Source organism: Streptomyces sp. NPDC044044 (assembly GCF_056434405.1).
This window is the reverse complement of sequence record NZ_JBWKFG010000005.1, coordinates 439,358-460,507: the sequence shown is the minus strand read 5'-3', so window position 1 is coordinate 460,507 and position 21,150 is coordinate 439,358. Positions and strand designations below refer to the sequence as shown.

Genomic DNA, 21,150 nt, shown 5'->3' with positions numbered 1-21,150 from the left:
GATGGAACCACAGCACAGGAGCAGTGGTGTGACCGTGGTGGGCGCGGGGGCGATCTCGGCGCTCGGCTCCACGGCCGGGCACCTGTGGGACGGCGCGCGGCAGGGGCAGGTCGGCATCCGTCCCGTACAGGCCCTGGAGATGGACGGGCTCGACACCAAGCTCGGCGGCGAGGTGACGGATCCGGTGGAGCCCTCGCGCGGCTACCGACATCCGGAGGGATTCCGCGAACGGGCGATCGAACTCGCCCTGGTGGCCGCGGAGGAGGCCATGGCAGCGCTGCCCGCGGGCCTGGTGGAGCCCGAGCGGTTCGGCGTGGTGCTCGGCACCTGCAATGCCGGACTCCTCTCGGGCCGGGAGTGGCTGCGGGCCGTACAGGACGGTGAAGTCCCGGACCCCGAGCTGCCGTTGCTGGTCACCCCGCAGGCGCTCGCCGAGTCGGTGGGTGCGGCGTTCCGGCTGCGTGGCCCGGTGCTCGCGGTGAACACCGCGTGCGCCTCGGGTGCCAACGCGATCGGACTCGCCGCCGATCTGCTGCGCGCGGGCCGGGCCGACGCGGTGCTCACCGGCGGCAGCGACGCCTTCTCGGACGTCTGCTTCGCCGGGTTCAACGCGCTCCAGTCACTGTCGCCCGAGCCCGCCGCGCCGTACGACGCGGGGCGGCGGGGTCTCTCGCTCGGCGAGGGCAGCGGCATGCTCGTGCTGGTCCGTGCCGAGTTCGCCCGCCGGCACGGACTCACCGGCATCGCCGACATCGCCGGTTACGGCCTCTCCGCCGACGGCTTCCACTCCACCGCCCCGCAGCCGGAGGGCAAGGGTGCGGCCAAGGCCATCGAGTCGGCACTGCGGCTGTCCGGGATCACGCCCGAGCAGATCGGCTACGTCAACGGGCACGGCACCGGCACGCCGAAGAACGACCCGGCCGAGTCCAATGCCATCCGGCTCGCCCTGGGCGAAGAGGAAGCGGCCCGCACACCGGTCTCCAGCACCAAGTCCATGATCGGCCACATGCTCGGCGCCGCCGGCGCGGCCGAGGCCATCGTGACGGCGAAGGCGCTGGCCGACCAGCTGGCGCCGCCCACCGCCGGGTACACCACGCCCGATCCCGCATGCCCGCTCGACTACATCCCGGGATCCGCCAGGGACCTGGACACCGGAGCCGCGCTCTCCAACAACTTCGCCTTCGGCGGCGCCAACGCCTCCCTGGTGCTCAGCAGGACGGCGGACGGCCACCGCCCGCCGCAGCCGGAGAACGACCGCGTGGTGATCACCGGTGTCGGGCTGCTCAGTCCGGCCGGCTCCACGGCTGCCGAGGTCTGGTCGGCGTACACCCGCGGCCAGTGCCCGGTCGAGTGGGGCGGCGGACTGCGCCACAGCCGGGTCGACTTCGACCCCGGTCCGTATCTGACCAAGCGCGAGCGCCGCCGGATGGACCGGCTCGCCCAGTTCTCCGTCGCCGCGACCGCCGAGGCCCTCGCCGACGCGGGGTTCGAGCCCGGCAGCGCGGCGGCCGAGGCGCTCGGCCTTGTCTTCGGCACCGGCACGGGACCGATGGAGGCGATGGAGAAGTTCACCACTCCGCTGCTCGCCGAAGGTCCCGCCGCCGCCGACCCGTCCGTCTTCCCGAACACCGTCTACAACCAGGCGGCCGGGCAGGTCGCCATCCAGCTCGGGCTGCGCGGACCGACCTCCACGCTCTCGGTGGGCCACGCCACCGGCGCCGCCGCGCTCGCCTACTCCGCCGATCTCCTGGCGGCCGGGCACGCCGACGCCCTGGTGTGCACGGTGACCGACACCCTGACCATGCAGGTGAGCCGGGCGTACGCGGCGGTCGGCGCGGCATCGACGCGGGAGCCCGGCGCGGCGGCGGACGGCCGGTTCACGCTCGCCGAGGGCAGCGTCGCCGTCGTCCTTGAGCGGCGCTCCACGGCGATCGCGCGCGGCGCCACGGTCCTCGGCGAGGTGCTCGGCCACGGCATGGCGTCCGACGCCAGCCGGGCCCGGCTCTGGGACGCGCGCGGCCGGGGCCTGGAGCGCGCGATGCGCACGGCCCTGGACGACGCCGGTCTTGCGCCGACCGGGGTGGACGCGGTGTGGCTCGCCTCGGCCGGCCTGCACGCCGCCGACACCGCCGAGAGCAAGGCCGTGCAGCGGCTCTTCCACCCGTACGGGGTCCCGCCGCTGCACGCCCCGAAGACCGTCCTCGGCGAGCCGATGGGCGTCGGCGGTGCGCTGACGCTCGCGCTCGCCCTGCACCAGGGCCGGTTCGGTGGCCGCCCTGTGCTGTTGAACAGCTCCTCGCTCGGCGGCAGCCATGTCTCGCTCGCCGTGCGCTGCGGCGCCGAGGAGTCCCGTACCACCACTACGTCTGGAGAGACCCGATGAAGCTCCAAGGACAGGTCGCCCTGGTCACCGGCGGTTCCCGGGGCATCGGTGCCGCCGTCTGCCGCCGGCTGGCCGCCGACGGCGCCGCTGTCGCCATCAACTACCGAAGCTCCGAGGGCCCGGCGAAGGAACTGGCCCGCGAGATCGAGGCGGCCGGAGGGCGCGCGATCACCGTGCACGGCGACGTCGCGGACTCCGCCGCCGCCCAGGAGTTGGTCCGCCGGACCGTCGACGACCTCGGCGGCCTGGACATCCTGGTCAACAACGCCGGGGTGGCCCAGGACGCGCTCATCTTCAACATGGAGATGGACGACTGGCTGGACGTCATGAAGGTCAACTTCGGCGGCGTGTTCCACTGCACCAAGGCCGTGCTGCCGCACTTCATGAGCAAGGGCACGGGCGTGATCGTCAACGTCTCCTCCGTCATGGGTGAGCGAGGCTGGATCGGCGAGTCCAACTACGCCGCGTCCAAGGGCGCGGTCAACGCCTTCACCCGCTGCTGCGCCATGGAGTCGGCGCGCTTCGGCATCCGCGTCAACGCGGTCCTTCCCGGCTTCGCCCCCACCGACCTGGTGGCGGGCCTGACGGAGGGCGCAACCGGCCGCTCCATCAAGAAGCAGATCCCGCTGCGGAAGTTCGGCGAGGTCGAACAGATCGCGGACGTGGTCCGCTTCCTGAGCGGCCCCGAGTCCTCGTACATGACCGGATCGCTGGTCAATGTGGACGGCGGCGCCATGACGGCGCTGGGTCTGGGGCACCCATGAGCAGCCCCGGAGAGACGGTGCTGCGCGCCGCCGACCAGGGTGAGCTGCCGCGCGAGACGATGGAGCAGCGGGCCGACGAACTGCGGGTCGTCAAGGAGGAGTTGCACGCGGGGGACGCGGCGGCGACCGAACGGCAGCACGCCAAGGGCAAGCTGACCGTCCGCGAGCGGATCGAACTCCTCCTGGACAAGGGTTCGTTCACGGAGATCGAGCCGTTGCGCCGGCACCGCGCCACCGACTTCGGCATGGACCGCAGGCGCCCGCACGGCGACGGAGTGGTCGCCGGATGGGGCCGGGTGGACGGCCGTGACGTCCTGGTGTACGCACATGACTTCAGGGTCTTCGGGGGCGCGCTCGGCGAGGCGCACGCCCAGAAGATCCACAAGGTGATGGACCTGGCAGAGGCGAGCGGCGTGCCGCTGATCTCGCTCTGCGACGGCGCCGGGGCCCGTATCCAGGAGGGAGTGACCGCGCTCGCCGGGTACGGCGGGATCTTCAGCCGCAATGTCCGGGCCTCCGGTCTCATCCCGCAGATCAGTGTGGTGCTCGGCCCCTGCGCGGGCGGCGCCGCCTACTCCCCCGCGCTGACCGACTTCGTCTTCATGGTGCGCGGCACCTCGCAGATGTTCCTGACCGGGCCCGACGTGGTCCAGGCCGTCACCGGCGAGAAGCTCACCCAGGACGAACTGGGCGGCGCGGACATGCACTCCCAGGTCTCGGGTCTGGCGGCGTTCGCCCACGACGACGAGGAGTCGTGCTTCGAGGACGTCCGCCACCTGCTGTCCCTGCTGCCGTCCAACAACCGGGAGATGCCCCCTGCCCTGGTCCCGGAGGATCCCGCGGACCGCTCGGGCGACGCGCTCTTCGACATCGTCCCGGTCGATCCGCAGGCCGCGTACGACATGCGGAAGGTGATCGAGGAGATCGTCGACGACGGCGACTTCTTCGAGGTGCACGAGGGCTGGGGCACCAGCCTGATCTGCGCCCTCGCGCGGCTCGACGGGCAGACGGTGGGTGTCATCGCCAACCAGCCGATGCAGTTGGCCGGCGTCCTGGACATCCACTCCTCGGAAAAGGGCGCCAGGTTCGTCCAGACCTGCGACGCGTTCAACATCCCGCTGGTCACGCTGGTGGATGTGCCGGGGTTCCTGCCCGGCGCCGACCAGGAGCGCGGCGGGATCATCCGGCACGGCGCCAAGCTGCTGTACGCGTACTGCAATGCCACCGTTCCCCGCATCCAGGTCATCGTGCGCAAGGCGTACGGCGGTGCGTACATCGTGATGGACTCCCGCTCCATCGGCACCGATCTGTCCTTCGCCTGGCCCACCAACGAGATCGCGGTGATGGGCGCGGAGGGCGCCGCCAATGTCGTCTTCCGCAAGCGGATCGCCGCCGCCGACGACCCGGAGGAGGAGCGCGCCGAGGTCATCGACGAGTACAAGCGCACCCTGATGCATCCGTACTACGCGGCGGAGCGCGGGCTCGTCGACGATGTCATCGACCCGCGCGACACCCGTTCGGTGCTGATCCGCTCGCTGGCCCTGCTGCGCGCCAAGTACGTACCGCTGGTGCGGCGCAAGCACGGGAACCAGCCGCAGTGAGCGCCGCCGTGGAACTGACCGTGGTCAGCGGCAGCCCCACCCCCGAGGAGCTCTGCGCGGTCCTTGTGGCGCTGCGACTGGCCACGGCGCCCGCCGGCGCCCCCGCGAGCCCCGAGCCCGCGCGCCGCACGGCCCCCTGGCCGGCGCCGCGCGACGCCGCGTCGGCCTCGCCCGTTTCCTGGGCCTGCTGATCACGGTGTATCCGCAGGCCGTACCGGCGGATCTGACAGTACGAGAACACCAAGCCACCGCTCCCATCCCAGTCCCGGAGGACCATCCATGGACCGCAACACCATCGTCGAAGCCGTGACCGAAGCCGTCATCGACGCCCTGGGCGCCGAGACCGACGAGGTCGTACCCGAGGCCACCCTGCTGGACGACCTGGGCGCGGAGTCGATCGATCTGCTCGACATCCTGTTCCGCCTGGAGCGCTCGCTCGGCATCAAGATCCAGGCGGCGGAGCTCGCCGCCTACGTCCAGGGCGGCATACCGGACGAGGAGTTCGGCGACGAGAACGAGATCGTCTCGGCCGCGGGCCTGGCACAGCTGAAGAAGGTCATGCCCCAGATCGACACCGCCGAACTCACCGGCAAGCTCGAGGCCACCCAGGTCATGGGCTTGTTCACGGTGAACAACCTGGTCGGCCTCGTCGAGCACCGCGCCGCGCTCGCCACGGTCTGAGGAGGCTGTACCAGATGACCGCAGTTCAGATCATCGGCACCGGCGGCTATCAGCCCGGTGACCCGATCTCCACCGAGGAGATCGCGCGCCTCGTCGGGCCCCTGCCCGACGAGGTGCGCGAAGGCCTCTCCATCGAGCGTCGGTTCTGGATGATCGACCCGGCCACCGGCGAACACCGCGAGAACAACTCGGACATGGCCTACAAGGCCGCCGTACGAGCCCTGGAGTCGGCCGGTCTGGAGGCCGGTGACATCGACCTGATCATCCTTGCCACCGGCACCCCCGACTACCCGCTGCCGCCGCTGGTCAACATGGTCCAGGAGCGTCTGGGCCTGGTCCGCTGCGCCACCCTGGAGATCCGTTCAGGCGGCGCGGGCGTCGTCCAGGGCCTGGATGTCGCCCGGATGTACCTGGAGTCGGGGGTCTACAAGACCGCGCTGGTCATCGGGAGCGAGGCCATCTCCCCCGTCCTCGCGCCGATCTTCCTCGGCAAGGACCCGTACAAGATCCGCATGCGGGACCGGATGCCGGTCTACATGTTCGGCGACGGCGCGGGAGCGATCGTGCTGCGCGCCGAGGAGAACGCGGAGTCCGGTGGTCTGCTGGGCGCCGCGATGGAAGCCATCGGCGGTGACCGCAAGGCCGGCATCCACTCCGTGGGCGGCGGCACGCACGCGCCGATCCATGAGCAGCTGAAGGCAAAGCGTCTGGTCGACCTCAAGGTCGACGTGGTCGGCGCCGGGGACTTCACCCCGGTGATGGTCACCGAGGCGATCAGCAACACCCTGCGGCACAGCAACGTGGACGTCAGCTCCGTCGATCTGTGCCTGATCCCCGAGGGCAACGTCGGCTGGATGCTGGACGCGCTCCAGGAGCTGGGCCTCGACACCGCCGAGTGGAAGGCGCTCGACGGGAAGGTGTTCGACAGCCTCTCCACCATGGGGGCCGTCGGCTGTGCGGCGGTGCCGCTCTTCCTCGACGACGCCTGGCGCACGGGCCGGGTCAAGCCGGGCGACCGGCTGATGCTGGTCGGCGTCGAGTCCACCAAGTGGATCTACGCAGGCGCCGTCGTGGACTGGACCGCGACCGCTCCGGCGAGCTGAGAAGGGATGCGGCGTGACGTCCCGTACCAGCCCACAGCCGCCCGCGACGGATACGGCACCCGGCGACGACGTCGTCGCCGGGCAGTTCCGCCAGGCCATGGGGAGGTTCCTCACCGGCGTGGCAGTGGTCACCTCGTCCGGCCCCGAAGGGCCGCACGGGACCACGGTCTCCTCACTGGCCTCGGTCTCCCTCGAACCGCCGATGCTGCTCGTCTGCCTGGGTCACACCTCGCGCGGCGCCCGGACGATCGGCTCCACCGGCACCTTCACCGTGAACGTGCTGGGGCAGGACCAGTCAGAACTCGCGGGCTGGTTCGCCTCGTCGAGACGGCCGCTCGGCAGCGCGGGCTTCGCGGGCGTGCCGCACCGCATCGGCAGCTCGGGCGCCCCGGTGCTCGACGGAGCCGTCGTCCATCTGGACTGCCGGGTGGCCCAGGAGGTCTCCGCGGGTGACCACAGCATCTTCATCGCGGACGTCACCGGCATCGGATTCACCGAACGGGCCGACCCACTCGCTTACCACCAGGGCCAGTTCCTGTCCCTGCGATGACACGCTCGGCCGCGGGGTCGACGGGGGCCGGCGCGGACCACGCGCCGGCCCTCTGTCGCACCACGCGGCGGACACCCACGGAGGTACTCATGAACGACTTCGCCTTCCTCTTCCCCGGGCAGGGGTCCCAACGGCCGGGCATGGGAAGCGACCTGGTCGCACGGCACCCGGAACTGCTCGAGCGCTACTACCGCCCCGCGGACGACCTGCTGGGCTTCGGTCTTTCGCGGCTGTGCCTGGAGGGCTCCGCCGAGGATCTGGTGCCCACCGAGATCACCCAGCCCGCCGTCTTCCTCACCAGCATCGCCGTTCTGGACGTGCTGCGCGGCCATGGCATCACGCCGTCCGTGACAGCAGGGCACAGCCTGGGCGAGTACACGGCGCTGGTCTGCTCCGGGGTGCTGGAATGGACCGACGCGCTGCGGCTGGTGCGCAGGCGCGGGGAGTTGATGGCCGGCGTCAACGAACGCACGCCCGGAGCGATGGCGGCCGTGATCGGCCCATCGGCCCACCAGGTCGAGGAGATCTGCGCGGGGATCCGCGAGAGGGACGGTGCGATCGTCGAGATCGCCAACTACAACGACCCCACGCAGCATGTCGTGTCCGGTGAAGACGAGGCGGTTCGCGCGGTGATGGCGGCCGCGAAGGCCGCCGGCGCCGAGCGCACGGTCCTGCTGAATGTCGGCGCCCCCTTCCACTGCAGCCTCATGAAGGAGCTGGAGGAGGAGTTCACGGACGAGTTGGATCAGGTCAACTTCTCCGACCCGGCGCTGCCCGTGCTGGCGAACGTGACGTCGGCCTGGATCAGCAGCGGAGCCGATGCCAAGCATCTGCTCCGCCGTCAACTGGCCGGGGCCGTACGCTGGTCGGACACCCTGCAGGCGATTGCGGACAGCGGCGTCCAGACATTTGTCGAGGCGGGTCCGGGGCGTGTGCTGAGCGGTTTCTGCCGGCGCGCGCTGCCGGAAGCCGCATGCCACCCCGCCGGGGAGATCCGGCGTATCGACCGACTACTCCGCAGCCTTGAGCAGGGAGTTTCACTGACCGCCTGACAGTACTTCGCCCTTTGACACCCACAACTGTGTCCGGAAAGGGCGAGTCCCGCGAACGGGATACCCATCGGTATTGTGGTTCGCGGGACTCTCCTTTACTCTGCATCTAGTTAAGGAACGAACTAAATGGTGGAGGTGACCGGGGTGCACGACGCCGACAGAGACGCCGACAGCACGGCGTTGAGCAAGCTCTCAGAAGCCCTCGGGGGACCTTCGCAGGAGGCACTCGAGAAGGCCAAGGCCCTGTTTCCCTTTGTGGCGTTCGAAGCCTCGATGGACAGTGAGGAGTCGCTCACCGCACCGGAGGGGCGGTCCACCGATTCGGCCGACCGTCCTTCCGAGTCGGCAGGACGGCCCACCGACTCGGCCGACCGCCCCTCCGGCTCAGCCGGCCGACACCCGGCTGCGCCGGGACGCTGACCCCAGCGCGGAGCCGCTTTCCTCGGCGAAGGCCCGCAGGCCCGTCTTCTTGATGGAGTCGAAGAGCTCCGCGGCGCGTCCGGAGCGATCCGCCTCAAGCGCCAGGGCACGCTCCAGATGCTTCAGGCAGCGCCCGCGAATGGGCCCGATGGAGCCGCGGGCCAACCCGAGCGTGGCACTGACCTCGTCGTACGACATCGGTGGCTCGGCCACCAACAGGCCCAGCAGCGCCTGGCATTTCGGCGACAGCGAGCAGTAGGCGAGGAGCACCTCGTCACGGGTCTCGCGGTCAAGTGCCGTCTCCTCCGGCTGATTCGCCGACGGGTGTGGCCGGTCGAACACCTCGGGATCCTCGGTGGGCGTGCTGCGGCCCGACTTCTGGATGTGCTTGAGGCTCTCCCTGCGGGCCGAGACGGAGATCCAGTGGGCCAGCTTCTCCGGGTCCCGCAGCTTCCCCAGATGCTGGATGACCCGCATCCAGGTGGTCTGGCTGACATCCTCACAGTCGGCCGCGGAGAGCCGGTGACCGCGGGCAATGGCCCAAATCAGCGGTGTATAGCGGTCGACGATCCGGTTCCAGCTCTCCTGGTTGCCTTCCAGACAATCGTCCACGAGTTCGTGCAGAGCAAGACCTTCCATAATCTCCCCCGTCGCTCTCACTTAGAGATAGGAGGCTCAGAACCACTCCCCCTATCACTACAAGCGTTAACTATACGGCGCCCTCAAGGCGCAGTGTCAACGCTTACTTAGGCGCAGCCCACTGCGGAACAGTTCCCTCCATTTGATGGGAGGTGCAGTTGGAACCCTTTCCGCAAGGTGCGCCCAGAGGCGACGCCGGTGAAGCACTGCGTCCTATCACATCGTTCGCAGCTCGGCATCGCATCCTCAATCTTACCGGATTGACGTGCGATTATGGCCAGTTCAGGACCATCGGTGGCGTACCACACAGTCGAATGGTCCAGACCCGGATCAGGCCAGAATTCTGTTTTCTGGCCTCTTGATCATTCCGTCGCCCCGTTGAGTAAAAACAACAGCGAAATGTCTCGCGCCGGGCTGCCCTTGGGCTGCCCGGCGCGAGACATCAGCGACTTCTGCTATTCGTGCCCTGCCGCCTCCGCCGGACGGTAGGGACACCGCGGAGCCTCCTCGACCGGCGCCGCGGGCACAGCGGCCTCGGCGGCGGCGGGAAAACCCTCCGGGCCGGCCCCGGGGCTCCGGTCCGTCACCGGACGGAGCGTCATACGGATGCCGTGCTTGGCGCGCAGTGAGATGTCCGGCTGCATCACCACGGGGTGCCCCGGCACCATGTCGAGGTGGAATCGCTGCAACAGGGAGGCCACCACAATGGTCAGCTCCATGTTGGCGAAGGCCATGCCGACACAGTTGCGGGGACCTCCGACGTACGGAACGTAGGCATACCGCGGACGTCCCGCCGACCGCTCACGGGTGAACCGCTCGGGGTCGAAGCCCTCGGGGTTGTCCCAGAACTCCGGGTTGCGGTGCGTGATGTACGTGCTCAGCAGCAGGAAGGAGCCCGCGGGGATGTGATAGCCGCTCAGCACATCGTCCTTGAGCGGCATCCGCGCCACTTGCCACAGCGGCGGATAGAGCCGCAGCGCCTCCTGGATGAACAGTTTCAGGTACTTCAGCTGCGGCAGGTCCTCCATCGTCGGTGGCCGGTCCCCCAGCACCTGGAGGACCTCGGCCCGGGCCCGGTCGGTCTCCGCGGGGCGAGTGGAGAGCAGGTGGCAGATCCACGAAAGAGTCGCGGCCACCGTCTCGTGCCCGGCGATGAACAGCGTCATCACCTGGTCGCGCAGCTGCTCGTCCGTCATCAGCCGGCCCGTCTCCGGGTCGGGTGTGTGCATCAGCATCGACAGCAGGTCCTGGGCCTCGCCGTCGGCAGGCCTGGCACGGCGCTCGGCGATCAGCCGGTACACCGTGTCGTCGAGGAGCTTGCGTGCCGCCCTGAAGCGACGGTTCCGCGGGGTCGGCACCTTCTCCGGGATGTCCGCGACCGCGATCAACTTGGCGTTGATGTGCTCCAGTTGGGCCGCGACCGCCGAGCCGAGCGCCAGAGCGTCACGCGACCAGTCCGCCTGGAAGAGACAGCGCGCCAGGATCTCGAGGGTCAGGCTCTGCATCTCCGTCCTGGCGTCCATCGCCTCGCCGCTCCGGGCAATCCCGTCCCACCGGCCCAGCATCCGCTCCGTGCTGTCCACCATCACATCGGCGAACCGCTCGAGCGGCTCCCTGCGGAACGTCGGTGCCACCGTGCGCCGTTGAGCACGCCACACCTCGCCCTCGGTGGTGACGAGGCCCTGGCCGACCGACACCCCGACCTTGCGGTTGAAGTCGTCGGGGTGCGGATAGTTCTCGAAGTTGTCGGCGAGGATGCGCTTGAGGTCGTCGGGGTGCGTGACGAGCACCACCGGCACCGGCCCCCGGAACTGCACCAGGTCGCCGTGGTCGCGCCAGGCGCTGACGAAGGTCTCCAGGGGATTGCGGCGGAAGTCGAGCGCGGAGCCGAGCAGCGGCAGGCCCGGCGGACCCGGCGGACGCCTCCCCGCACCCGGACCGCTCTGCCCCGGCATCACGCGGCTCCCTCCCCGGCGGCCTTGACGTGCTGCAGCCGCATCGGCATGCCGCCGCGCGGATACAGGAACACATTGGACGTCGGCTCGCAGACGTGCCCGCCGGCCAGCGTCAGCCGGTAGTCCTGCAGGATCCGGGCGATGACCAGCGGCGCCTCGAGGACGGCCACCGAAGAACCCGGGCACAGCCGAGGGCCGCGCGAGAACGGGATGTACGCGTAGAGCGGTGCGCCGCCGGTCGCGCTCTTCTCGAACCGCTCGGGCCTGAATCCCTCCGGGTTCTCCCAGAACTTGGGGTGACGATGCATCAGGTAGGGGCTGATGAACACCTGGGATCCGGCGGGTATGTGATAGCCGCCGATCTCGTCGTCCTCGATCGGGCTGCGCGACATGGTCCACACCGACGGGTAGAGCCGCAGTACCTCCTGGTAAAAGGCCCGCAGATAGCGGAGCTTGGGGAGATCGGACGCGGCCGGCGGCCGGTCCCCGCAGACCTCGGCGACCTCGGCGCGCGCCTTGCGCTCCGACTCCGGGTGCCGCGACATCAGAGAGAACGCCCACACCAGGGACAGCGCGGTCGTCTCGTACCCGCCGAGGAACATCGTGACGACCTCGTCGCGCAGCTGCTTGTCCGACATCCGGTCGCCGGTCTGCTCGTCCTGCGCGTTCAGGAAGCGGGTCAGCAGGTCGTCCGGGGGTGCCGGGTCCCTGCGCCGGTCGGCGATGAGCCCGTAGACGAACGAGTCCAGCGTCGCGCGTGCCTTCAGGAACCGCGTGCGTGCCTTGCTCGGCAGCGCCTGCGGAAGCTCGACGAAGCGCTGCAGCCGCACATTCGTGTACGCGTTGCAGATGCGCACCGCGCGGGCCAACTCCCCTGCCCTGCTGCTCACATCGGTGCTGAACAGTGTCGTCATGACGATCGTCAGGGCCAGCCGGAACATCTCCGGTGTGATGTCGAAGGTCTCCTCGCGGGAGGCACGCCCCCGCCACTCCTGCACCAGATCACTGGTGGCATCGACCATCGCGGGACCGAAGCCGGAGATCCGCGAGCCCTTGAAGGCGGGCTGGGCGAGGCGGCGCTGGCGGAAGTGGAAGTCGCCGTTGCTGGTGAACATGCCCTGGCCCACCCAGGGTTCGAACTTGCCGACCGACAGCGGGTCCTTGGGATAGTTGGGCTGCCGGTCGTCGAGGACGTGCTTGATGTGGTCCGGGTGCGCGATCAGGAAGAGGTTGCGCTTGCCGGGCAGCCGGAAGCGGACGATGTCGCCGTACTCCCGCCAGGACCGGGTGAAGGTGCCGACCAGGTCACGGACCAGGTCGGGGCCGCAGCCGACCACGGGATACCCCTGTGGGCCCGGGGCCTGGCGGAGGCTGCCGATCGAAGTCAGACTCATGGTGCCTCGCTCTGCTGGTGACCGGGGGTCAGCGGTTGCGGATCTTGTGCTTGGCAACGTGCAGGATGTTGCCGACGGTCAGCTTGAGGATCGTGCCGAGGCCGCTGCCCGGCTCGGGGGCCATGCCGCACTGCTCGACCATCGACGCGGTGCTCTCCTCGTGCCACAGCTCGGCGAACTTGCCGTCACGGACGAGGTGGAAGTCCAGGCCAGTCATCGTCATCCGGTTGCCGGTGCCCGGGAAGCCGTACAGCTCACCGTGGAAGGTGCCGGTCGCGGTCCAGCGGTCGATGACCTTGTCGCCCATGATCGTCACGTCGTCGAGCGAGAAGCGCAGGTCCGGGAAGGCATCGTGCATCAACTGAACGGCCGCGCGGTGTCCGGCAGGACCCTGCGGGCAGCCCGGCAGCGGCATGTGGTCCTTCCAGTCGGCCGAGAGGAGCTCGCGCTCGGTCTCGGCGTTGTTCTTGTCCCAGACCTCTTCGATGTAGCGGCGGGCCATTTCGTAGTACGTCTTGTCGAGCGAGCCGTCGAAGTTGGCGGCGGTCTGGGTGTCGATGAACGTGGGACGGGACATCAGAAATCCTCCAGGACGGTAAGTCGATGCGGTGCGGGACGGGGGTGCCGTACGGCTCACAGCTCCGGGCCGACGTCGGTGACGCCGTCGGCGCGCAGGATCTGCTGGGCGGTATGGCTGCCGGAGACGATCACCCGGAGCGCACTGGCCGCCTGCGCCCAGTGGCCGGAGAGATAGAGCCCCTCGATCGGCGTGTGGTACGTGAGCCGCTTGCTGCCCGCCTGCGCCGGGGTGTTCTCCCAGCCGTACGCCGCGCCACGGTGATTGCCCGTGAAGCGCTCCAGGGTCAGCGGGGTCGAGCTGTTGACGAAGGTGAGTCCGTCCTTGAAGCCCGGATAGAGACGCTCGATCAGGTTGAGGTACTTCTCCTCCAGCTTCGGCTTCAGCTCCGACCAGGGCTCGGGGCCTTCGTACGGAGCCAGCGCCGTCGAGGTGACCAGGTGCTCCCCGGGCGGGCCGAGACTCGGGTCGAGGAGCGTGGGCACGACCACCACGGTGGCCGGGGCCTCGCCCTCGGAGAAGCCGGCGAAGCTGGCGTCGTGGTCGTCGGTCTCGTAGATGAAGGTCTCGTGTGCGCCGCCCGCCGCGGCTATGTCCAGGGTCGTGGCGGCATACACCACGAACATCGACATGGAGCCCTTGAGCGAGCGCAGCCTGCGTTGGTACGCCTTCGGCAGATGCTCGATGCCCACCAGGTCGTGGAAGGTGTGCGTGGCGTCCGCGTTCGAGATGACGACCGGTGCGCGCACCTCCTGCCCGCCGGCGAGCACCACACCTTCGGTACGGCCGTCCGCGACCAGGATCTTCTCGACGCCGGAGTTGGTGACGATCTTGCCGCCGTCGCGCTCGATCGCCGTGGTGAAGGCCTTGACCAGGTGCTGGAATCCGCCCTTGCAGTGGTAGAGCCCGTGCATCTGGGTGTAGAGGAAGCGGGCGAACAGCTCGAAGGAGAGCTGCGACGGCGGCAGTCCCATGTAGGGCCAGCCCGCGCTGCAGAACGCCTTGCAGCGCGGGTCCTTGATGAACTGGTCCAGCACGTCGCCGAGCGTGGACATCCGGTTCCCGAAGAGGGTGGGGAACTTCTCGACGGCCTCGCCCAGTTCCTGCGGGGAGAGCTGGAGGGGCACCTGGTGGGCCTCCTCGAGGAACTTCTGGCAGAGGCCGAAGAAGCCCCTGATCCCCTCCTCCTCCTGCGGGAAGAGCTCGACGTGCGAGGCGATGAACGCCTCGGAGCCGAACGGCGCGTCCAGCACGTCGTCGTCGATGACCACGCGGTACAGCGCGTCGGACTCGACGAACTCGCACATCTCACGGACGTCGAGATACCGCAGCAGGACGTCGATGGTGCCGCCCTCGGCCGCGCCGGGCACCACGTGGATGGCGGGGTCGTAATAGCGGTCACCGGCCCGGAAGGCATGCGCGTATCCGCCGATGCCCTGCGCCTTCTCGGCCACCAGGACGCGCCGTCCGAACTTGGCGAGGAAGGCGGCGGCGGCCAGGCCTCCCAGACCGCTGCCGACGACGATGACGTCGTAGTCGGCGGCGGTAGGTGGTTCCTTCGTCGGCATGACTCTCCCAAGGGATCGTGGTTTCACGTCGGGTTCACTGATGGAGATCCGCGCGGGGCGCCCGCGGATACGCCTGCGGCCGGGTCAACGCCCGGTGGTGCGGCGCGCCTTACGCTTCAGCCAGGCGAACCGGGCGGCGCTGGTGAAGGTGTGGGAGAGCTGACCGAGGGGGCCCGCGTCACGCGGCGGCACGACACCGAGCGTGCCGAGCATTCCGAGGTAGTCGGCCTCCTGGTGGAACTCGACAAGGCGGCCCTCGTCGTCCCAGCGCTCGACGAGGATCTCCTCCAGCTGGATCCAGCGGCCGGTGGGCGGGATGCCCATCAGTTCACCGAGCTGGGTGCCGGTGAACCTGACCCGGGAGGCCACGTACGGGCCCTCGGAGATCATGTCGAGCAGTTCCAGGCGGAGGTCGGGCTTGGCCTGCCACAGGTGCAGCATCAGCTCCTTGAAGCCGTCGTTCCCCAGCGGGGGGCGGCCCGGCAGGTAGTACTTCGCATCGGGCCTCGCGAGCTCCTCGATGACGGTCAGGTCGCGCTTGTCGAAGGTGCGCGACGCGAGCTCGCGGGCCCTGGCCTTGAGGTCGGAGCGTGCGCCGTCGCCCGCCGTCCGGCCTGCGGTCTCCTCGGACGTGGTCATGCTGCGTTCCTCCCCTGGGGGCCCTGCTGACGGGTGTCAGGACGGCGGGTGGCCTGCTGTGCCTTGGCGGCCTTCGCGGCCCTGCCCGCCTTCGCCTGGAGCACCGCGAAGCGGGCCATGAGCTTGAAGGTGTGCGCGATCTGCCCCAGCGGTCCCGCGCCTTCCGGCGGGGTGAGTCCGAGCTGGTCGAAGGTGCCGATCTCGTCGGCCAGGTGCCACACTTCGGCGATGCGGTCGCCCTCGAAGCGCAGCAGGGTGGTCTCTGTCCTGCGGACCGGCAGCCCCGTGGGCGGGATGCCCATCAGTTCGCCGCGCTGGGTGCCGCTGATCTCGGCCCTCAGCACCACACGGTCGTCCTCCTCGATGAGGGTGATCGTCCGGTGGGTGAGGTCGGGCAGGGCGCTGCGCAGTTCGGCGGCCATCCGCTTGTAGGCGGCGGCTCCGCGCAGATCGGGCACACCGGGGTAGTGGCCGACGAAGTCCGGGCTCAGATATGTGTCGGCGGCGCTCAGATCTCCCTGGTTCCACACCAGGTCGCTGAGGTCGGCGACGCGCTTCTTGAGGTCGCTCTTTTCGGTGTCTGCTGTGTGTGCCATCAAGAACCTCTCGGGCCGGAGCGGGCGGCTGCCCCTCTGCCCTGACTGATCCCGGCGGCACGCGGGTGGATACACGGCACGGACCGCGCGTGTCACCGGCCGGGATCAGCGAGGCGGCATCAGCGGAACTCGGCGATGGGCTCGGAGGATTCGGTGAACATCCGGCCAAGGAGCGCGTCGGGCACCGCGGAGACCATCGGGTTGCGCACGGCGGGCGTCAGCTGCTGCAGCTGACGCAGTCTGCGGGCTCTCTTGTACGTCCCGGTGACCCGCTGGAAGCGGTCCGCCTCGTACCGGCGCAGCGCGGCGACGGGGTCGTCCCCCGAGGTCAGCCTGTTGGCGAGGACTCCGGCGTCCTCCACGGCCAGGCAGGCACCCTGGCCGACCGTCGGCAGGATGGGGTGGGCGGCGTCCCCGAGCAGGGTGACCCGGCCACGGCCCCAGTTCCGGTCGGGCGCCCGGTCGCGGGCCGAGTCGCGCCACAGCAGGTCCTGCGGGGTCGCGCGCACCAACTCCCGTACGGTCTGCGACCATCCGTCGCCGTTGGGCGGGGCGTCGGCGGGCGCCTGCATGAACCAGTAGGTGCGCTCGCCGGGCAGGCCGAGGATCCCGCAGACCCCGGTCGGCCCGAACACCACCTCGAACCCGGGGTACTTGGGCCCGCCGTTGGGTGCGACGCCCTGCCAGCCGGCCATCGCCGGGCCGCGGGTCTCGGTGCGGCCGGGCGGCAGCAGAGACTTGCGTACGGCGGAGCCCACCCCGTCGGCCCCCACCACCACGTCGGCGTCGAGGACCTCCCCGTCGGCCAGGGTGACCCGCCCCTCCTGGGTCACGGACACCACATCGGCGCCGAACCGCACGGGGACACCGGAGACTTCGCCGAGCGCGCGCACCAGGTCGGAGTGGGTGACGCCAAGACCGGCCACGCCGTACCGGCTGAGCCAGCGGCCGAGGTCGACCGTGGTGACGACGTGCCCGGCGACCGTCTCCATCCGGGCCCGGTCGAAGGGCTGGGCCACGGTGCGCACGGCGTCGAACATGTCCTCGCCGAAGGCACGCAGCGCCATCGCCGCGTTGGGCCAGAAGGTCAGTCCGAGTCCGGTGCGCAGTTCCTCGGCCCGTTCCAGGACGGTGACTTGCGCATCGCGGCGGCGGAGCATGCCTGCGAGCGCGAGCCCTCCGATCCCTCCACCCACGACGATCACACGCAGTCGAGACATCACATCTCCAGTGTTGGGGCGACGAGCGGTGCTCGTCGCCGTCCGGTGACAGGTGACTACAGGGGCGCGGCCTGCTTGCCCGCGCTCTCCCCCTCCTGGGCCGCGCCCGGGGAGCCCGAAGAGCCCGGGGAGTGCGTCTCCGCAGCCGCGCCGGCCGCGCGCGCCTTTCGGCCGGGCAGCACGACGAGGGCGACGAGCACCCCGGCCGCGGTGACGGCGGCGCCGGTGAGCAGCGCGTCCCCGAGACCGCCGACGAACGCCTCGCGGGCGGTGTCGAGCAGGGCCTGCCCCTGGCCGTCGCCCATGGACGCCGCGACTCCCGTGGCCGCGCCGATCGAGTCGCCGACCGCTTCGGCCGCCGGTCCGGGCAGGCCGTCGAGTCCGGGCAACGCCTCGCGGTAGGACGTGGTGAGCACACTGCCGACCACGGCGATCCCGAGGGCGCCGCCGACCTGCATCGCCGCGTCGGTCACCGCGGAGCCCGCCCCGGCCTGGCCGGACGGCGCGGCCGACAGCATGGCGTCGGCCGCGGCGGGCATGCCGAGGCCCATGCCGAAGCCGAAGAGCGCGAGGCTCGCCAGGACCCGGCCCTCCGATGCGATCCCGGCTCCCGCGGTCAGCGCGAGCGAACCGGTGATCAGTACGAGTCCGGCCACCACGACCCACTTCAGGCCGACGCGCTCCACCAGCTTCGGCGCGAGCGGAGCGGCGACGATCATCGTGGCGATCGGCAGCAGCCGCAGGCCCGCCCCCAGCGGTTCGTACGAGAGCACGAACTGGAGGTACTGGGTGAGGACGAACAGCGCGCCGTACATCCCGAAGGAGATGGCGGTGATGGCGGCGGCGGCCCCGCCGAAGCGGGAGTCGCGGAACAGCTCCGGCATCAGCATCGGATGCGGCGTGTGCCGCTCCCACAGGACGAACGCGACCAGCAGCAGTACGCCGCCGCCGAGCGAGCCCAGGGTCACCGGGTCGCTCCAGCCGTTCCTGGACGCCTCCACCAGGCCGTACACGAGCGCGACCAGGCCCAGCACCGAAAGCAGGGCGCCGAGCAGGTCGAGCCCGGGGTGCTTCTCGTTGCGCGACTCGGGGATCAGCTTGAGTCCCACGACGAAGGCCACGATCACGACCGGGGCGTTGATGAGGAAGACGGATCCCCACCAGAAGTGCTCGAGCAGCAGACCGCCGACGACCGGGCCGAGCGGCACACCGAGCGCGGCCGTGCCGGCCCAGATCCCGATGGCCTTGGCCTGCTCCTCAGGCGGGAACACGTCCTTGATGATGGAGAGCGTGGCGGGCATGATCATCGCCGCTCCGATGCCCATCGCGGCGCGCAGCACGATCAGCGCCGTGGAGCCGTCGGCGAAGGCGGCCGCCACCGAGAACCCCATGAAGAGCAGGAGCCCGATCAGGAGCAGCCTCTTGCGCCCGAAGCGGTCGGCGAGGGTGCCGCAGAGCAGCAGCAGTCCGCCGAAGGCCAGGGTGTAGGAGTCGACGATCCACTGCAGTTCGGTGCCGGTCGAGCCGAGACTCGTCTGGATCTTCGGCAGGGCCAGATTGAGGATCAGGTTGTCGAGACCGATCAGGACCAGGCTGAGGCACAGCACGGCGAGGATCTGCCAGCGGCGACGATGGACGGTCGATCGTTCCACGGTCAGCTCTCTTTCAGGTGGCGTGGGTACCGCGCCCGGGAGAGGAGTGACGACTCCTTGTCGTCCCCCCCGCTTGTCCTCCCTGAAGATCCGCGCGGTGGTGGGCTGGATACAGCGGGACGTTCCGGCTCAGGCCGCGCGCTCGGCACGGCGGCCGACCGCCGCGAGCCAGTCGCGCCGGATCAGCCCGCTGAAGGGCTCGATGAGGGTCCAGTACGGCTTGAAGCGGCGGGCCGCGCTCTGGCTGGTGACGAACACGCGGGTCTCCGTACGGAGACGGCTTCCGGCGCCGTCCGGCTCGACCCACATGGCGTACACGCCCTTGAGGTATCCGGGCCGGTCGAACGCCAGGAACTCCTCGGGGGTGAGGCCGCGGAGGATCGCTTTGGACAGCACGGGTTTCCAGGGCTGGCCGACGAAGCCGAGGATGACGGCGCCGTCGGCCGGGTCACTGCTCGGCCGGTCGCCGCCGCCAGGCTCGGTGCTGTCCGCCGGACTGTCCGGCCCGTGGCTCTCCGCCGGGCTGTCCGGCCCGTCGCTCTCCGACCCGCCGTCCAGCCTGATGAAGCCCGCCCGCGTCATGTCGTGCACCGAGTCCGCGGGGCCCGCGGGGTGCCCCCCGCCCTTGCCGGCCAGCAGCGAAGGCAGGGTGCGCAGCGCGACGAGCGGTCGCACCAGCCGCATCTCGCCCGGTGTCACCTCGCGCAGGGCACGGGCGGCGACCGCCGGGAGCGCCGCCACGTACCGGTCGTGCCGGGTGGTCCAGTGGCTGACCGGCAGCCAGACATCCAGCCGGTCGTCTTGCTGTGACCTGTCCAGCGACCTGTCCTGTGACCTGTCCATGGGGGTCCTCCTCGACGTCTCAGCTTTACGGTACCGGAGTTTCAGAACTCCGGTCTCGTATACTCGTGTCATGCCGAACCCCGCGCCCCGCCTGGGCCGCCCCAGGGACAGCCAGATCGACCGGGCCGTGCTGGTCGCAGCGCGCGAGCTGCTCACCGAGTCCGGCTACACCCGCGTGACGATGGATGCGACCGCCGCCCGCGCGGGGGTGGGCAAGGCCGCGATCTACCGCAGGTTCGCCTCCAAGGCGGAGCTGCTCTTCGCCGCAGCCGTGCACGGCATGGACATCGAGCCCCCGCCCGACTCGGGCTCGCTGCGCGGCGACCTCTGCGCGATGGCCCGGCTCATCCACGAGCGCCTCTCCAGCCCCGCCGCGCGCGAGGTGATCCCCGCGCTGCTGGCCGAGATGTCCCGCGACGAGGGCCTCGCCGACCGGCTCCAGAGCACGTTCATCGCCCGGGAGCGCAGAGACCTCGCGTTGATCGTCGAGCGCGCCCGGCAGCGAGGCGAACTGCGCCGGGCACCGCAATCGGCACTGGTGCACCTGCTCCTCGGTGGCCCGCTCTTCCTCGCCCCGCTCGTCCTCACCCACCCGATGGACAGCGCCCAGCTGGACGCCATCGCATCGGTGGTGGCCGCGGGGCTCATCGCGCACACCGACGAACCCTCACCGGAGACTGCTACGGAGGAGACCTCTACAGCGAAATCCTCTACGGACTGAAGAAACCTACGAGCCTCAGCGCTTCCGCCGAGCCACAAGGAACGCCGCGAGGGACAGCACGGCACCCAGCAGCACCAGCTTGCGCTTCCGGCCTCCGGTGGCCGCCTGCTCGTCCTGGCCGGGGAATTCAGTGGTCGTCATGTGGCTCTCCTCGAAAGGGCGTTGATGGTGTACGCCCTCTCAGATCCGCGCCACACCGAACGGGATACACCACGCACAGCCCGCGCCCGAGGCGGCACTCACCGGACCGTGTCACCATGCTCAGCGATCCGCACCCCCGCCCGCCCTGGAGAGGAAGATCTCCCCGTCCGCGACCCGCACGCCATAGGTGTCGACCGGGTCCATCGCCGGAAAGTCCAGCGCCTCCCCGGTGCGCAGACAGAACCGGCTGAAGTGCCAGGGGCACTCCACCGTGGCGCCCTCCAGCTCCCCCTCGGAGAGCTTCGCCGCCTCGTGCGAGCACTCGTCGCGTACCGCGTGGACCTCGCCGTCGACATGGGCGAGCAGCACCTGGACCCCGCCGAAGTCCACGCTCAGCAGCTCCCCCGGTGGCAGGTCCGCCAGCTTCGCCACACGGAGTTCTTCCTTGATGTCCACAGCGCGGTTTCCTCTCGGTCCACAGGGCTACGGCCTCAGCCACAGCCGCCTCTCCCCCTCCGATCCGCGAAGACGCCTCATGGATACGCCCCTGGAGTCCGAACCACCGATCAGCACGGCGGCGAGGAGGCACCGGCGCACGATTCCGCTCCCCGCTCCAGGCCCACGGCCTGCACGGAGCGGGACCGGGCGGCC

General features: G+C 70.1%; 21 protein-coding genes. 9 read left to right on the top strand and 12 right to left on the bottom strand.

The annotated features are described in order from the left end of the window. Position 1: 1 nt before the first annotated feature. From AC07AG_RS21375 to fabD, 8 genes are all read left to right on the top strand, one after another. Entirely contained in the window at positions 2 to 2,383 is a 2,382-nt protein-coding gene (locus AC07AG_RS21375) for a beta-ketoacyl-[acyl-carrier-protein] synthase family protein (RefSeq protein ID WP_478756694.1), read from the top strand. Then, the gene (locus AC07AG_RS21370; protein ID WP_478756693.1) at positions 2,380 to 3,147 is read left to right on the top strand and encodes a 3-oxoacyl-ACP reductase family protein; all 768 of its coding nucleotides are present in this window, start codon (positions 2,380 to 2,382) and stop codon (positions 3,145 to 3,147) included. The genes AC07AG_RS21375 and AC07AG_RS21370 overlap by 4 nt, the downstream gene beginning before the upstream one ends. A 59-nt stretch (positions 3,148 to 3,206) precedes the next feature. Beyond that, positions 3,207 to 4,748 carry an acyl-CoA carboxylase subunit beta gene (locus AC07AG_RS21365; protein ID WP_478757063.1) on the top strand — a complete coding sequence of 514 codons (1,542 nt, stop codon included), beginning with the start codon at positions 3,207 to 3,209 and terminating at the stop codon, positions 4,746 to 4,748. Then, positions 4,745 to 4,939, top strand: a complete 195-nt coding sequence (locus AC07AG_RS21360; RefSeq protein ID WP_478756692.1) for an acyl-CoA carboxylase epsilon subunit — start codon at positions 4,745 to 4,747, stop codon at positions 4,937 to 4,939. The genes AC07AG_RS21365 and AC07AG_RS21360 overlap by 4 nt, the downstream gene beginning before the upstream one ends. Before the next feature lie 88 nt (positions 4,940 to 5,027). Next, positions 5,028 to 5,429 (top strand): acyl carrier protein, encoded by a 402-nt coding sequence (locus AC07AG_RS21355; protein WP_361049254.1) that lies wholly within the window; start codon positions 5,028 to 5,030, stop codon positions 5,427 to 5,429. 14 nt (positions 5,430 to 5,443) lie between these two features. Continuing rightward, positions 5,444 to 6,532, top strand: coding sequence for a 3-oxoacyl-ACP synthase III family protein (locus AC07AG_RS21350; RefSeq protein WP_478756691.1), 1,089 nt, complete (start codon positions 5,444 to 5,446; stop codon positions 6,530 to 6,532). A 13-nt stretch (positions 6,533 to 6,545) separates the two neighbouring features. Then, positions 6,546 to 7,082: a flavin reductase family protein gene (locus AC07AG_RS21345; protein ID WP_478756689.1), complete on the top strand. Its 537-nt coding sequence runs from the start codon at positions 6,546 to 6,548 to the stop codon at positions 7,080 to 7,082. An 89-nt stretch (positions 7,083 to 7,171) separates the two neighbouring features. Next, on the top strand, positions 7,172 to 8,134 hold the full coding sequence (gene fabD / locus AC07AG_RS21340; RefSeq protein WP_478756688.1) for an ACP S-malonyltransferase: 963 nt from the start codon (positions 7,172 to 7,174) through the stop codon (positions 8,132 to 8,134). Between the two features lie 384 nt (positions 8,135 to 8,518). On the opposite strand, the gene AC07AG_RS21335 is transcribed toward fabD, so the two are convergent. From AC07AG_RS21335 to AC07AG_RS21290, 10 genes are all read right to left on the bottom strand, one after another. Next, on the bottom strand, positions 8,519 to 9,193 hold the full coding sequence (locus AC07AG_RS21335; RefSeq protein ID WP_478756687.1) for an RNA polymerase sigma factor: 675 nt from the start codon (positions 9,191 to 9,193) through the stop codon (positions 8,519 to 8,521). A 455-nt stretch (positions 9,194 to 9,648) separates the two neighbouring features. After that, the gene (locus AC07AG_RS21330; protein ID WP_478756685.1) at positions 9,649 to 11,148 is read right to left on the bottom strand and encodes a cytochrome P450; all 1,500 of its coding nucleotides are present in this window, start codon (positions 11,146 to 11,148) and stop codon (positions 9,649 to 9,651) included. Then, entirely contained in the window at positions 11,148 to 12,542 is a 1,395-nt protein-coding gene (locus tag AC07AG_RS21325; RefSeq protein WP_478756684.1) for a cytochrome P450, read from the bottom strand. The genes AC07AG_RS21330 and AC07AG_RS21325 overlap by 1 nt, the downstream gene beginning before the upstream one ends. A 28-nt stretch (positions 12,543 to 12,570) precedes the next feature. Next, the gene (locus AC07AG_RS21320; protein ID WP_478756682.1) at positions 12,571 to 13,119 is read right to left on the bottom strand and encodes an ester cyclase; all 549 of its coding nucleotides are present in this window, start codon (positions 13,117 to 13,119) and stop codon (positions 12,571 to 12,573) included. A gap of 56 nt (positions 13,120 to 13,175) precedes the next feature. Further along, positions 13,176 to 14,687 (bottom strand): phytoene desaturase family protein, encoded by a 1,512-nt coding sequence (locus AC07AG_RS21315; RefSeq protein WP_478756681.1) that lies wholly within the window; start codon positions 14,685 to 14,687, stop codon positions 13,176 to 13,178. 84 nt (positions 14,688 to 14,771) lie between these two features. After that, on the bottom strand, positions 14,772 to 15,326 hold the full coding sequence (locus AC07AG_RS21310; RefSeq protein WP_478756680.1) for an ester cyclase: 555 nt from the start codon (positions 15,324 to 15,326) through the stop codon (positions 14,772 to 14,774). Next, on the bottom strand, positions 15,323 to 15,922 hold the full coding sequence (locus AC07AG_RS21305; RefSeq protein ID WP_478756678.1) for an ester cyclase: 600 nt from the start codon (positions 15,920 to 15,922) through the stop codon (positions 15,323 to 15,325). Before AC07AG_RS21305 ends, AC07AG_RS21310 begins: the two co-directional genes overlap by 4 nt. A gap of 119 nt (positions 15,923 to 16,041) precedes the next feature. Then, positions 16,042 to 17,142, bottom strand: a complete 1,101-nt coding sequence (locus AC07AG_RS21300; protein ID WP_478756676.1) for an FAD-dependent monooxygenase — start codon at positions 17,140 to 17,142, stop codon at positions 16,042 to 16,044. A gap of 56 nt (positions 17,143 to 17,198) precedes the next feature. Beyond that, positions 17,199 to 18,794, bottom strand: a complete 1,596-nt coding sequence (locus AC07AG_RS21295) for a DHA2 family efflux MFS transporter permease subunit (RefSeq protein WP_478756674.1) — start codon at positions 18,792 to 18,794, stop codon at positions 17,199 to 17,201. Positions 18,795 to 18,923: 129 nt separating this feature from the next. Next, the gene (locus tag AC07AG_RS21290) at positions 18,924 to 19,637 is read right to left on the bottom strand and encodes a hypothetical protein (RefSeq protein ID WP_478756672.1); all 714 of its coding nucleotides are present in this window, start codon (positions 19,635 to 19,637) and stop codon (positions 18,924 to 18,926) included. Between the two features lie 70 nt (positions 19,638 to 19,707). Here AC07AG_RS21290 and AC07AG_RS21285 point away from each other — a divergent pair, with 70 nt between their 5' ends. Then, entirely contained in the window at positions 19,708 to 20,358 is a 651-nt protein-coding gene (locus AC07AG_RS21285; RefSeq protein WP_478756671.1) for a TetR/AcrR family transcriptional regulator, read from the top strand. Between the two features lie 15 nt (positions 20,359 to 20,373). Here the strand turns inward: AC07AG_RS21285 and AC07AG_RS21280 are convergent, their stop codons facing one another. Together AC07AG_RS21280 and AC07AG_RS21275 are read right to left on the bottom strand one after the other, a co-directional pair. Continuing rightward, the gene (locus AC07AG_RS21280) at positions 20,374 to 20,499 is read right to left on the bottom strand and encodes a hypothetical protein (RefSeq protein WP_478756669.1); all 126 of its coding nucleotides are present in this window, start codon (positions 20,497 to 20,499) and stop codon (positions 20,374 to 20,376) included. A 120-nt stretch (positions 20,500 to 20,619) separates the two neighbouring features. Beyond that, on the bottom strand, positions 20,620 to 20,955 hold the full coding sequence (locus tag AC07AG_RS21275) for a non-heme iron oxygenase ferredoxin subunit (RefSeq protein ID WP_478756667.1): 336 nt from the start codon (positions 20,953 to 20,955) through the stop codon (positions 20,620 to 20,622). Between the last annotated feature and the right edge of the window lie 195 nt (positions 20,956 to 21,150).

Bases quoted from the DNA above. Each gene is read 5' to 3' on its own strand.
- AC07AG_RS21285 (WP_478756671.1), top strand. From the start codon at position 19,708: ATGCCGAACCCCGCGCCCCGCCTGGGCCGCCCCAGGGACAGCCAGATC.
- AC07AG_RS21355 (WP_361049254.1), top strand. From the start codon at position 5,028: ATGGACCGCAACACCATCGTCGAAGCCGTGACCGAAGCCGTCATCGAC.
- AC07AG_RS21330 (WP_478756685.1), bottom strand. From the start codon at position 11,148: ATGCCGGGGCAGAGCGGTCCGGGTGCGGGGAGGCGTCCGCCGGGTCCG.
- AC07AG_RS21325 (WP_478756684.1), bottom strand. From the start codon at position 12,542: ATGAGTCTGACTTCGATCGGCAGCCTCCGCCAGGCCCCGGGCCCACAG.
- AC07AG_RS21370 (WP_478756693.1), top strand. From the start codon at position 2,380: ATGAAGCTCCAAGGACAGGTCGCCCTGGTCACCGGCGGTTCCCGGGGC.
- AC07AG_RS21315 (WP_478756681.1), bottom strand. From the start codon at position 14,687: ATGCCGACGAAGGAACCACCTACCGCCGCCGACTACGACGTCATCGTC.
- AC07AG_RS21305 (WP_478756678.1), bottom strand. From the start codon at position 15,922: ATGGCACACACAGCAGACACCGAAAAGAGCGACCTCAAGAAGCGCGTC.
- AC07AG_RS21290 (WP_478756672.1), bottom strand. From the start codon at position 19,637: ATGGACAGGTCACAGGACAGGTCGCTGGACAGGTCACAGCAAGACGAC.
- AC07AG_RS21365 (WP_478757063.1), top strand. From the start codon at position 3,207: ATGGAGCAGCGGGCCGACGAACTGCGGGTCGTCAAGGAGGAGTTGCAC.
- AC07AG_RS21310 (WP_478756680.1), bottom strand. From the start codon at position 15,326: ATGACCACGTCCGAGGAGACCGCAGGCCGGACGGCGGGCGACGGCGCA.
- AC07AG_RS21280 (WP_478756669.1), bottom strand. From the start codon at position 20,499: ATGACGACCACTGAATTCCCCGGCCAGGACGAGCAGGCGGCCACCGGA.
- AC07AG_RS21335 (WP_478756687.1), bottom strand. From the start codon at position 9,193: ATGGAAGGTCTTGCTCTGCACGAACTCGTGGACGATTGTCTGGAAGGC.
- AC07AG_RS21350 (WP_478756691.1), top strand. From the start codon at position 5,444: ATGACCGCAGTTCAGATCATCGGCACCGGCGGCTATCAGCCCGGTGAC.
- AC07AG_RS21300 (WP_478756676.1), bottom strand. From the start codon at position 17,142: ATGTCTCGACTGCGTGTGATCGTCGTGGGTGGAGGGATCGGAGGGCTC.
- AC07AG_RS21375 (WP_478756694.1), top strand. From the start codon at position 2: ATGGAACCACAGCACAGGAGCAGTGGTGTGACCGTGGTGGGCGCGGGG.
- AC07AG_RS21320 (WP_478756682.1), bottom strand. From the start codon at position 13,119: ATGTCCCGTCCCACGTTCATCGACACCCAGACCGCCGCCAACTTCGAC.
- fabD (WP_478756688.1), top strand. From the start codon at position 7,172: ATGAACGACTTCGCCTTCCTCTTCCCCGGGCAGGGGTCCCAACGGCCG.